General features: G+C 62.6%; 3 protein-coding genes. 1 reads left to right on the forward strand and 2 read right to left on the reverse strand.

The window, feature by feature from the left end; translation table 11 throughout:
• Window positions 1-110: 110 nt before the first annotated feature.
• A complete protein-coding gene (locus HU718_RS13405) occupies window positions 111-12,587 on the forward strand; it encodes a filamentous hemagglutinin family protein (RefSeq protein WP_186616033.1) in 12,477 nt (4,158 codons plus the stop codon).
• 115 nt (window positions 12,588-12,702) lie between these two features.
• On the opposite strand, the gene HU718_RS13410 is transcribed toward HU718_RS13405, so the two are convergent.
• Both HU718_RS13410 and relB read right to left on the reverse strand, forming a co-directional pair.
• Window positions 12,703-12,927: a type II toxin-antitoxin system RelE/ParE family toxin gene (locus HU718_RS13410; protein WP_367617190.1), complete on the reverse strand. Its 225-nt coding sequence runs from the start codon at window positions 12,925-12,927 to the stop codon at window positions 12,703-12,705.
• Window positions 12,908-13,102, reverse strand: coding sequence for a type II toxin-antitoxin system RelB family antitoxin (relB, locus tag HU718_RS13415; RefSeq protein WP_102901959.1), 195 nt, complete (start codon window positions 13,100-13,102; stop codon window positions 12,908-12,910). The genes HU718_RS13410 and relB overlap by 20 nt, the downstream gene beginning before the upstream one ends.
• Window positions 13,103-13,287: the final 185 nt, after the last annotated feature.

Genomic DNA, 13,287 nt, shown 5'->3' on the forward strand with positions numbered 1-13,287 from the left:
AGTTTGTGTGACATCCGTTCGGTCGCGCCCCTCGCCAACTGCCTATGTCGTAACAGCAGGTTTTTGCTGGCCTGCAGCTTTGTGTGGCAATCAAAAAGGATCTCGTAGTGATGCTCGCTCGCCCATCCCGTCGCAGTACCCGTGCCCCGATGCTCAAGCGTGAGGTCGCCGATCCGGCGCTGTGGCTGCTCAAGCCACTGGCGCACGCGGTGGCGTTGTGTCTGGTGGCGGGCAGTGCGCAGGCGCAAACGGCGTTCAGTTCCAGCTGGTTTTCCGCCAAGGGCGCCGCACAACAAGCGGCGGCAGCGCGGCCGAGTGTTGGCGGGTTGCCGGGGATGACGCCACCACTGGCCCAGCAGCAACGAGCCAATCAGCAATTGCAGCGCTCGTTGCAGACCCTCAACAACACCGTGGCGGCGATTGCCGCACAGCAGGCGGCTCAGGCTGCGGGGCGTGCGGTGGCGTTGGGCAGTGTGCAAAACGTGCCGGATGGATTGGGCGAGGGCGGCTTGAAGGTCGACAACAGCCTCAGCCAGGGTTGGCTGAACGCCAAGGGGCCGCAGCAGACTCTGGCTGACGGCAAGACCACGGTGAAGATCGAGCAGACCGCCGACAAGGCGATTCTCAACTGGGAAACCTTCAACGTCGGCCGCAACACCACGGTCGAATTCGCTCAGCAATCCAACTGGGCAGTCCTCAACCGGGTCAACGACCCAAGCGCGCGTGCGAGCCAGATCCAAGGCCAGATCAAGGGCGACGGCACGGTGATGCTGATCAACCGCAACGGCATCGTGTTCAGCGGCAGCAGCCAGGTCAATGTACGCAATCTGGTAGCCGCCGCAGCCAACATCACCGATATCCAGTTCCGCGACCGGGGCCTGTACTTCGACAGCACCGCCACCCAGCCGACCTTCACTGACGCGGCCGGCAAAGTGCTGGTGGAGCGTGGCGCCAGTATCCAGACTCATGCGCCCAAGGCGTCGACGGACGCTGGGGGCTACGCCTTGCTGTTGGGCAACGAGGTGCAGAACGATGGCAACATCAGCACCCCCAAAGGCCAGACGCTGCTCGGTGCAGGCGATCGCTTTTACATCCGTAAGGGTTCAGGTACCGATGGCAACGCCGTGTCCACGACCTTCGGCAACGAAGTCACGCCGGGCTTCAAGACCGGCGCCGTGGCCGGCAAGGTCAGCAACAATGGCTTGATCCAGGCCGCCACCGGCGACATCACGCTGACCGGCCATGAGGTGCTGCAAAACGGTGTGTTGCTGGCGAGCACGTCAGTGGCCACGCGCGGCACTGTGCACTTGCTCAACCCGGTGACTGACAACGCTGGCAGCGTCACGCTCGCTCAGGGCAGCGTCACCGCGATCATGCTCGATAGCAGCGATCTCACCGCGCTCGACAGTCAGCGTGACGCATCGCTACAGGCCGTCAGTGCCAACAACCGCATCCGTGGTGATCAGTCGCGCATCGACATCGGCAGTGGCGGCAGCGTCGAGTTTCAGAACGGTTCGATCACCCTCGCCACCGGTGGCCAGGTCGCTGTATCGGCGGGGCGTCGCAGTCTGGTACGCGACGGCGCGTTGATTGATGTGTCCGGCGCTGTCGGGGTGAAGGTGGCGATGGAAGCCAATAACATCAAGATCAACGTGCAGGGCAACGAGCAACGCGATGCGCCGGTCAACCGCGAGGGCGGCGCGCTCAACAGCAACGACATCTGGGTCGATGTGCGTGAGTTGGTGTACGTGCCGGCCGGCACCAACGGTTACGCTACAGATCGTTGGTACACGGCCGGAGGTCTGCTGGAAGTCGGTGGCTATCTCGGCACTCAGGGCCACGGCATCGGTGAATGGATGGCGCAGGGCGGTTCCGTGAATTTTGCCGGCAACGATGTGGTCACCGAGAAAGGTTCGCTGATCAACTTGTCCGGCGGCACTCTCGACGTGCAGAGCGGCGAGATCCGGCAGAGCTGGTTGCGCGGCGCCGACGGGCATTTATATGAAGTCTCACGAGCGCCGGGGGATCTGCTTTATACCGGGTTGTACAAAGGCTATGAAGACAGCAGCGAGCGCTGGGGCCAGACGCAGTTTTTCTACAACCCGCTGATTGCACCGGGCTCGCGTCAGGAATCGGGCTACACCGTCGGCCGCGATGCCGGTCAATTGGTGATTGCCACCCGCAACGCGCTGGTCGATGGCCAGATTCTCGGCGAAGTGTTCCAGGGCGAGCGCCAGACACAAGCACCCCGCGCGGTGCTTGATGGCTATGAGCAGAGTCAGATTGCACGGGCTCGCCGGGCGCAATTGATCGTGGGTCAATACGATCCGGCCTGGTCGGCGACCGCCGGTGGCCTGCAGTACCTGCTCGATCCGCGACTGGACCAGGTGCAGATCGGCGGCACTCATGCAGCGGCGCTCACAGCGCCCGGCCTGACGGATGCCGTGGCGCAGGAGCGGGTCGGCAAGTTGTTTCTCGACAGCGATATGCTCAACGGCTTTCAGCTCGGTGCGTTGAAGGTCTCTGCCGCGAAAACCATTGTTGTCGATCAGGCGCTGGCCGTTGATTCCGGTGGTGACATCACCTTGTTCGGCCCACAAGTGCAGGTCAATGCGAACCTGACTGCGCGTGGCGGCAGTTTGAATGTGGGGGATATCCTGACCGGCAATTCCGCGTTGCCGGCACCGGCCGGGACGGCTGTCGGTGTCACGGTGGCCAAAGGCGTGCAGCTCGATGCCCGCGGACTGTGGAGCAATCTGCGTACCGATCCGGACGACGTGAGCAGTCTGGCCTACCTCAATGGCGGCGTGGTGTCTGTGCGCAGTACCGGCAGCGTCAATCTGGGCAGTGGCAGTCTGCTTGACGTGTCGTCCGGCGGGGCGCTGTTGGCCAATGGCAAGACGCGCGGCGGCAAGGGCGGCGACATTACGCTGGAGTCGAGTCCGTTGACCCGTTCGGCGTCGTCACAATTGATGCTTGATGGCGACGTGCGTGGCTACGGTGTCACCGGTGGCGGCAGTCTGACGATTCAGTCCGGCAACGTTGAGATCGGTGGAACCGGCGCCGCACACGGCGACAAAACGCTGCAACTGGCATCGAGTCTGTTCAGCAGCGGTTTTGCCAGTTACAGCGTCACCGGCCTGACCGGACTGAAAGTCGCTGATGGTGCGCAGATCGATGTGGTGATGCCGGTCTACCGTTTCGGCGATGCGGCGCCGAACCAGTCCAGCGGCGCCGATCCGCGCACGGCCCTCGAATTGTGGACCCCCACGCTGTTTCAGGAGAACCCGGCCAAAGGCGTTCTGACCCAGCGTGGCGGCGCCAGTCTGGCGCTCCAGGCCGGTTCCAGTGAGTTAGCGCTGATCGACCCGGCGAGCAGTTCGCTGTCCATCGGCCACGGTGCACGTATCAGCGTCGACCCGGGGCAGCGCATTAAACTGCGCGGTGCCGGACAGATTACGGTCGACGGGCAATTGAACGCCTGGGGCGGCACTCTCGATATTCGTCAGCAACAGTTTGGCTCGCTGGACGTGGCGACCATGCCGCAGAACGCCGACCCGCAGGCCCACAACCGTTCTATCTGGATCGGCGAAGACGCGGTGCTGGATGTTGCCGGTCGCGCCTACACGGCCGTGGATGCGTTGGGTCGGGTTTACGGCCAGATCGGCAAGGGTGGCAGCATTATTCTCGGCGGCGAGATTGATTCGAAGAAAATCACCGCAACGTCGGCCGATGCTTACGTGATTGTGCGCGACGGTGCACGCCTGGACGCCTCCGGTACGCACGCGGTTCTGGATGTCGCCGGGGTCGGACCGACCGACGTCGCCACCGATGGCGGGCGCATTGCCTTGAGTTCTTACAATGGCGTGTTCCTCGACGGTCAGTTGCAGGCTGCAGCGGGTGGTGTCGGCGCGTCGGGTGGTCATCTGGAGATTGTTCAGGACGCGCCGCTCTACCAGATGAATCTGGCGAGCAACGAAGTGCGTGCGCCCCGCGAAATGATCATCAGCCAAGACTCGGATGGCTCGTTGCTGTCGGCGCATCTGCAGGCCGGCGAAGGCGCGGCGCAGTTGCGTTACGGTCAGACCCGCTTGAGCGCGGAGCGTTTGATGTCGGGTGGTTTCGATCACCTGAGCCTGTTGAGTAACGGCTTGCTCACATTCGCCGGCGACGTCGACCTGCGCATGAATCAAAGCCTGAATCTGTACACCGGCTCGATCTCGCTGGCGCAGGCCGCCAGCGACTCGACGCGGATCAATCTGGCCGCGCCATACATGCGCTTGTCGGGGCTGGGTCTCTACGTGCCTTCGGATGTCAGCATGCGTCCACGGGTGCTGGCCAACGCGACCACTGAGCTGTCGAACGCCCGCTTCACCGCCACCGCTGACCTGCTGGATCTGAGCAACACCTTGTCGTTCGGCACCGAAGGGACGATCGCGCAGCTCGACGCGCCGGCCGCTGCCGTCAGCCGTCGTGGCTTCGACCAGGTCACCCTCGACAGTCGTGGCGACATGCGTTTTCTCGCGCCGAACGATAAAGAACGCAGCTCGCGGTTGTGGACACCCGGTGATCTCGACTTGCGCGCTGCGCAGATTTATCCGGCCACGGGTGTTTCGGCCGATGTCCGTGTCGGTTATCAGGGCTATACGGCTGTCCCGGAACTGGCGCGCACCTTGCGTATCAGCGGCCATGGCGAGGCACCGCAGGCCTTGCCGTATTCCGCGTTTGGCAACTTGCTGCTGGTTGCCGGGAAGATCGAGCAGGGCGGCGTCATCCGCGCCCCGTTGGGGTTGATCAGATTGGGCGAGAACTCGCTGGGCAAAACCCAGGAGCTGCGCCTGTTGCCCGGCAGTGTCACGTCGGTCAGCGGCGCTGGCCTGGTCATGCCGTATGGCGGTACCACCGACGGTATCGACTATCGCTACGACGGCAAATCCGTGGTGTTGCACGGGATCGCCAGTGCCCTGGATGGCGTGATCCTTACCGGGCAGTACGTCGATGTGCAGGGCGGCGCGTTGATTGACTTGTCAGGCGGCGGCGATCTGCGTGGCGCCGGTTTTGTCTCCGGGCGCGGCGGCTCCACCGATGCCCGATTCAATCCATTGGTGCGCAACGCTGCCGATGGCACGTTCAGTTTGCCGAGCCTGAGCAGTAACCCGGTGTACGCCATTGTGCCGGGCAACCAGAGTGCCTTTGCACCGGCACTCGCCGAGGCCGGTGCAAGCGATCCGCGCATTGGCCAGCAAATTACCGTAGGCGCCGGTGTTCCTGGCCTGGCCGCCGGCACCTACACCTTGCTGCCTTCAACCTTTGCCTTGTTGCCCGGCGCGTTCCGGGTCGAGGTCAACGGCCAGGCGACGCCAGGCATGACCAGCGGCGCGTTGAAAATGCGCAATGGTTCGTGGTCCAGTGCCGGGCTGATGTCGATTGCCAACAGCGGTGTGCGCGATAGTCTGCCGAGCCAGGTGATCCTGACGTCGGCCGATGTTCTGCGCCGCTATTCGCAGTACAACGAAACCAGCTTCACCCAGTTCATCGAAAGCGATGCGGCCCGTCGAGGTGTGCCACGTGCGTTGGCGCCAATGGATGCGAAATCGCTCAACGTGCAATTGGTGGCCGGGGGCACGCACGACATCGACATGAACTTTCAGGGCCAGGCCCTGTTTGCCCCGAGCAAAGGCGGCGTGGCCGGGAGCGCTGTCGTGTTGGCCCAGGACCTGGAGGTACTCGGTGAAGGCCGTTCGCGCACGCCGGGGTTTAGCGGGATTTCGCTATACGCCGGCAGCCTTGACCGGCTCGAAGCCGGACGGCTGAGCCTTGGCGCCACGCCGACGGTTGAATACGGCTCGGCGGGTAACTTCATTCGCTTTGAGGGTTCGGCTGCCAATATCACTCTGCGTGAAGGCGCAGTGTTATCGGCACCGGAAGTGCTGTTGCGCACTGACAAAGTCGACGGTGGCATCACGCTGGAAGCGGGCGCCGGTATCAACACCCTCGGCCGCGGTGATGCGCCTTACGACTCGACCGACGGCTTCATTTATCAGCCGGGTTCCGCCAGTCTGTTGGTCGTGTCCAACGGTTGGACCAGCACGCTCGCACCGACGGTCGCCACCTATTCGGAAGGCCCGGGCAGCATCCGCATCGGTACGTGCGTTGCGCAGCCGTGCGCGCAGCCAACGTTGCTCTATTCCAATGGCAGCATTACCGCTGCCACCGACAACCAGTTCGAACTGAACGAATCCGTGCGCTTCGGCACCCGTCACCTAGCGCTGGCCGTTGGCGCGGTCAATGCCGGTAGCGCCGAGGCGCTGGCCGCAGCAGGTCGCGTACCGAGTGGCCTGACCTTGAACCAGAACGTGCTCGATCGCCTGCTGCGTGGCGATACGCAGTTCGGTGCTCCGGCACTGGAAACCCTGAGTCTGACCACTCGCGACGCGTTCAACTTCTTCGGCAACGTCAGCCTCGATACGCTTGACCCGCAGACCGGCGTCAGTCGCTTGCAGAACCTGTTATTGGCCACGCCCGCCGTCTATGGCTGGGGCGAGGCTGGCGATGTGGCGACCATTCGCACCGCCAACCTGATCTGGAACGGTGCGACCCAGGCGCCGGGCGCGGTGGCCAGTGGTGGCGCCGGGACTGGAAGCGGCACACTGGACATTCAGGCGCAACGCATCGAGTTCGGTTATGGCCCGAACCCGCAACCCAACGGCCTGGATCAGAACAACCGATTGGCGTTGGGTTTCGCCAACGTCAACCTCAACGCCAGCGAGCGCATCACCGCCAACCACAAAGGCAGTCTTGCGGTGTATCTGGCGCAAGGGGCTTACGACCCGATTTCCGGCTACGTCTACAGTGGCGGCAACCTCAATCTGCGCACGCCGTTGCTCACTGGTGAAGCGGCCTCGGTCAACCTGCTCAAGGCGGGCGACGACCTGACGGTGAGTGGCGTTGCGAATGCTGCGGTGGCCGATGCCTTGGGTGCGGAGTTGACGCTTGAAGGGCGCAATGTGCTGCTCGACGGTCGCATTGCATTGGCCAGCGGCAAACTGGTGGTCAAGTCCGAGAACGATCTGACCCTGACCAACGCCGCGTACCTGGACCTGGCCGGGCGTACCTTGCCCTTCAATGACGTCAGCAAATACAGCTGGGGCGGCGATGTGGCGCTGTACAGCAGCCACGGCAATATCCGCCAGGCAGCCGGTTCACGTATCGATCTGTCGGCGCACAACAACCAGGCCGGCAATCTCAGTGCGGTGGCGCTGGCAGCGGATGCCGGGGTGGTCGATCTGCAAGGCGAGATCCTCGGTGCCAGCAGCGGTTACTACGATGCCGGTGGCACGCAGGTGCCGTACAAGGCCGGTGGCGTGGACATTCGCGCACAACGGCTGGGCGACGATTTGAACCAGGACTTCGCTGCGCTGAACCAGCGCTTGAACGCCGGGCAGGTGTTCGGCAGCCGCAGCTTCCAGCTCAAGCAGGGCAGCCTGGTGCTCGGCGACGGGCTCAAGGCCGGTGAAGTCAATGTCTCGGTGGACAACGGCAGTCTGACCGTGGCCGGCCTGATCGACGCCAGTGGTGAGCGGGTCGGCAGCATTCGTCTGTCCGCCAATAACGGTCTGACTCTGACTGGCAATGCCGTGCTCGATGCCCATGGTCGCGTGCTGCGTGTCGACAGCTACGGCAAGATCATCGATGCCCCCAACCGCGCCATGGTCGAACTCGATTCCGGCAATGGTTTGCTGACGCTGGCGTCAGGCGCACGGATCGATTTGCGCCATGGCACCGACGCGCCGCTTGGCAGCGCAGCCGGTCACAACGATGGTCGGCCGCGCGGTACGCTGGAACTCGATGCACCGCGTATCGGCGCCGACGACATCGCCATCGATGCCAGCGGTGTGCTGAACATTCAGGGCGCGCGTTCCATCGGCCTGAATGCCATGCGCCGCTACACCGATGCAGTCGACGGCACCGATGCCGCCGTCAGCGGGCGCCCGTATCAGGTGATCGATCAGGCTTATCTGGACGGTATCCATGGCGACAGCACGGCGTTCATCGATGCGGCGCTGGGCAACGGCGATTTGCTGCAACGCAAACTGGCCGGATTGAATAACGCGGCTTATAGCGATGCGTTCCATCTACGCCCAGGCGTCGAGCTCGCCAGCAAAACCGCCGACGGCGATCTGGTGGTGCAGGGCGATCTGGACCTGTCCGCTTACCGTTACGCCAGTCTGAATCCGCACACGCAAAAAACCGCTGTTTATGGTTCGGGCGAATCCGGCAGCCTGCTGATCCGCGCCGGCGGCAATCTGGATATTTACGGCAGCATCAACGACGGCTTCGCGCCGCCGCCGGAAACCGTTGACGACGCCGGGTGGAAACTGGTTCCGGGCATCCAGCCTTTTGGTGGTGACCTGATCGTTCCGGGCGCCGGGGTGACGCTGGCAGGAGGCACCTCGTTCCCGGTCGGCACGACGCTCAATTACGACTTGCCGATACAGGGCGCGACGCTGGCCAGCGGCACGCTGCTGCCAACCCAGGGCATCCTCGCCGGGCCTTACACACTGACGGGCGGCACAGTCCTGGCCGGTGCGGTGCATGACGCCGCCGGCAACCTGCTGTACGCCGCCGGTACCTTGCTCAGCGACAACGTGACCTTGCCGGCGGGCAGCCGCCTCGGTGCCGGGACGCGGTTGAACGTGGCCACCGCCATGCAGGCGATGCTCTGGCCCAAGGGCGTGCCATTGCCTGGCACGTTTGCCGACAACAAAATCGTTGGCGTGAAATTAAGCGGTGCATTGGCGTTGTTGCGCGGCTCGCTGATTCCGTCGATGACCGACGTGGTGCTGGCCGACGGCACAGCGTTCATCGATTTGCGTCCGTTGAACGGCACGCAGCAGGGACGCAACTGGGCCCTGGCGAGCATGCTGCCGTCGGGCAGCACCTCGTGGTCGATGCGCGTAGTGGCGGGTGCGGATCTTGATGCTGCCGACAGTCGCACCGTGAAACCGCTCACCAGCGAAGGTCACTTGCGACTGGCGGATACGCATTACGGCATGGTCGTCACTACGAAAAAACTCGACACCACTTGGGCGGTTGATAATGCGCTGGGGTTCCCGGCCGGAGAGGTCGTAAAGGAAGATGAAATGTTCTGGTGCGATTACATTCCTGGTGTCTGTGTCGCGCCCGCCAAGTTCCTCTGGACGGAGGGCAATCCGATGGGCGCACCGGCCGGGTCGCCGGTCAGCGAAGACGATCTGTTCTGGTGTGATATTGACCCTGCTTATTGCGCCGCCAACGTAGGCGGTACCACGGTCTCCACTCATTCGCAGATGTTCAGCGTTTTGCGAACCGGCGCCGCCGATCTGGACGTGATGGCCGCTGGCAATCTGAGCATGGAATCACCTTTCGGGGTGTACACCGCGGGTACCCAATCCAGCGATGTCGACGCGCGTTACAACCAGCCACGCGGTCGTTTGTCGGACGATGGTTCGGTGCTGGGCAGCGCGGGCAGTGATAACGAAAAATGGGTAGATGGTGGTAGCGACAGTTTGTATCAGGCCTGGTATCCGCAACTGGGGGGTAACCTCACGATTGGCGCCGGCGGTTCTGTTTCCGGCGATGTCGTCGGGCGACGTGCGACCAGTATCGCGATGGAAACCCCAGAGCAGGTGCCAAGCGTTGCCGTTGGCAACTGGCTGTGGCGTCAGGGTACGGGGAACGACGAAATACCGACCGCCTGGTGGATCAACTTCGGCAGCTATGCCAGTCAGCCGTTGGCGGATTCGAGCAGGAGTACCGCGCCGTATCTGGTGGGTTTTACGGGTTTCGGCACTCTTGGCGGCGGTAACATCAGCCTGCGCGCTGGCGCAGACGGTGGCATGCTTGACCCGGTCGGTGATGGTCGCAGTAATCTTTATCCGCGTGGCCAGGGCCTGATCGTCGCCGTGGGCAGCACCGGGCGAGTGGGCAGCGATGGCAGCCTGCAACTGACCGGTGGTGGCGATATCGACATGCGTTTCGGCGGTTCGCTCAACCCCTCGCTGCAAGCCCGGGCGGGAGAAACCGGAACGCAAGCGCCGCGCCATGATCTGCAAGGCGCGGTGATCAACTTGCGTGGCGCTGCGCAAATCAATGCCAGTGCCGTGGGCGGCGTCAATCTGCAGTACGGTGCGTTTTCCCTGGATCAGGATTCGCGCGAAGTCCGTGCATACGATCCGTTCAAATCGACCCTGGGCAGTGCCTCCGGCGGTCTGGTACTGATTCCGGGAGATTCGGGGATGCGCCTGAGCACCCGTGGCGACCTGGTGTTGGGCGGTGCAGCAGATCCGGGACGCGTGCGCTTGCAAAACTCCACAGCCTTTACTGACGCCAGTGGGGTGGGCCATGCAGGCGGTGGATTGACCGGTTTCTCGCTGTGGACCGATCACACTGCGATCGATCTGTTCTCGGCGGGGGGCAACCTCACACCCAGCACGCAGTTGGCCGAATCGGACAATTTGTTGGTTTCCACATCCAATACATCACCCACTGACGGTCGCTTCGTCTATCCGTCGATCCTGCGTGCCGTGGCTGCCAAAGGCTCGATTTACGCGGGATCCTCGGCCGCTTATGGCACGGGCAATGTTCCGCCGGCCGAGGGCTACTCGTTGCTGTTGGCACCGTCTACTTCCGGTCAGCTGGAACTGCTGGCAGGCGATTCGATCTATGCCGGCGGTTATGCGATCAATCAGTCAGGCGCCAGTCCAGCGGCGATTACTTCGCCATTTGCGCCGTCCTTCAATGGGTTCGTCAGCAACAGCGCGGACAGGCCGCTCATGACCAATAACAGCGTTGACGGCGTGGCGACGCAACGCAACGCGCGCTACCCATTATTTGCGTTTGGTGCCAATAGCTATTCCGGGTTGAGTGGCGTGCAAGGGCCCGCACGGTTTTACGCGTTGACTGGAGATCTGGTCGGAGTCCGCAGTGGCGAGACGCTGACATTCTTTAGGTCCGGCGTACAGCAGCGCACCTGGTACGAAGCGGCAGGGCCTGTGTGGATGCTCGCCGGGCGCGACCTCGTCGCCTCGGGCACTTATCTGGGCCAGCCAACAGCCGTACCGAATGAAGTCCTGAGCTACAACGGCGACGAGATCAGATCCACCGGCAACCTGTTCATTCACAACCGGCCCAACGATGTGTCGCGGGTTGCGGCCGGGCGCGACATTCTCTACAGCAGCTTCGATATCGCCGGCCCAGGTGTGCTTGACGTCAGCGCAGGGCGCAACCTCCTGATGGAGGACCGTGCCAGCATCACCAGCATCGGGCCGGTGCTGGCAGGCGATAGCCGACCGGGTGCCAGTGTGGTGCTGCAGGCCGGTGTTGGTGCGCAAGGGCTGGATTACTCACGGTTCATCGCGCGCTACCTGAACCCGCAGAACGTTGCTGATTCGCAGGTCTCTCTCAACGGCCAACCGGGCAAAGTGGTCAAGACGTACCTGGACGAACTGCAGAGCTGGCTGACCCTCGGTTACGGCTTCAAAGGCAGTGATGAGCAGGCGCAAGCGTTCTACGCCGCACTGCCGAGTGCCGAGCAGGCGATCTTCGCGCGGCAGGTCTACTTCGCCGAACTGCGCGCCGGTGGCCTGGAATACAACGACGTCGATGGCCCGCGCAAAGGCAGTTATCTGCGCGGTCGTAATGCCATTGCCGCGCTGTTTCCGACCACTGATGTGGCGGGCAATCCGATCCGCTACGACGGCGATATCACGATGTACGGCGGGGCAGGGGTCAAGACCTTGTTCGGCGGCGACATTCAGATGCTTACGCCGGGCGGCGGTCAGGTGTTCGGCATCGAAGGCGCGGCGCCACCGTCGACAGCGGGGATCATCACGCAGGGTTCGGGCAACATTCAGCTCTATTCGCAGGGCAGCATTCTGCTGGGGCAGAGCCGGATCATGACCACGTTTGGCGGCTCGATTCTCGGCTGGTCTTCTGAAGGCGACATCAACGCCGGTCGCGGCTCGAAAACCACCGTGGTCTACACCCCGCCGAAACGGGTTTACGACACTTGGGGCAACGTGACCTTGTCGCCGTCGGTGCCGAGCACCGGCGCCGGTATCGCCACGCTCAACCCGATCGCCGAAGTGGCACCGGGCGACATCGACCTGATCGCGCCGCTGGGCACGATTGATGCGGGCGAGGCGGGGATTCGCGTGTCGGGCAACGTCAACATCGCCGCGCTGACGGTGGTCAACGCCGCGAACATTTCGGTGCAGGGCAAGGCGACGGGTGTGCCGGTGGTGTCGGCGGTGAATACCGGGGCGATTACTTCGGCCAGTTCGGCGGCATCGTCGGCCACCCAAGCGGCGGAAGACGTGGCGCGTCAGCAGCAAGCAGCGTCGCGGCAGAATCAGGCGTCGGTGTTTACCGTGCAGGTGTTGAGTTTCGGCAACGAACAACTTGCACCTTCACGTGATGGTGTCAGCCGTGCACCGACCCCGGGTTACAACCCGAACAGCCCGGTGCAGGTGTTGGGCGCCGGGGCGCTGGATGATCAGGCGAAACAGCAGTTGACCGAGGAGGAGCGTGGGCAACTGTCGTTGTAAAAGACTCTCGTGCAGTACGTTTGGGCGGCCGGTTGGTCGCCCTTTTTTTATATTTATGAGGTTCGTGGGTATTGTTGTCGGGTGTGGACTAACGTCAGGATTTTGATGCGCCCGTTCACTCGATAGACCAGCAGATAGTTTGAATTGACCACCATTTCCCGAGTGCCTGGCACTCGGCCGGACCTGTAACCAAAGGGAATTGATGAAAGCCTTTGCGTTGCTGCACCACCTTGCGCTGCAAAGCCGCTGAAGCGTTGGAATTGTGTTGTTCAATGTAATCGATAATGTCAGCCAGATCGTCCAGAGCCTGATCGCTCCATTCAAGCGGCAGCGAGTCGATTCTTGCGTTTCTCTTCTAATAATTGGTCGAGCCGCACCATGGCTTCCTCATGGGGAATGCCCGGGCGAGGATCATCCAGTGCAGCCTGCACCTTGGCACGAAACCAGCGATCGTAGCTCTCTGCCTCTTCTTCGGATTCGAACTCAGAATAAAACGGGGAAAGCAATATGCTCATATGACCTCCGTGATCAATTTCAAGCAGTCTAAGGCGGGAACGGCCCATTGTCGTCACTGGCTGACGATGCTTCCCATGAGCCCTTGAGGAGCCATGGGATAACGGAGCCCAGTATCTGCAAGCACACCCTTTAAATCTGCCAGACGTTTCCCTCTGTTGTCCGGTAATCTCGACCGCCGCTGTAG

The sequence above is a fragment of the Pseudomonas tensinigenes genome, from assembly GCF_014268445.2.
Classification (GTDB): domain Bacteria; phylum Pseudomonadota; class Gammaproteobacteria; order Pseudomonadales; family Pseudomonadaceae; genus Aquipseudomonas; species Aquipseudomonas tensinigenes.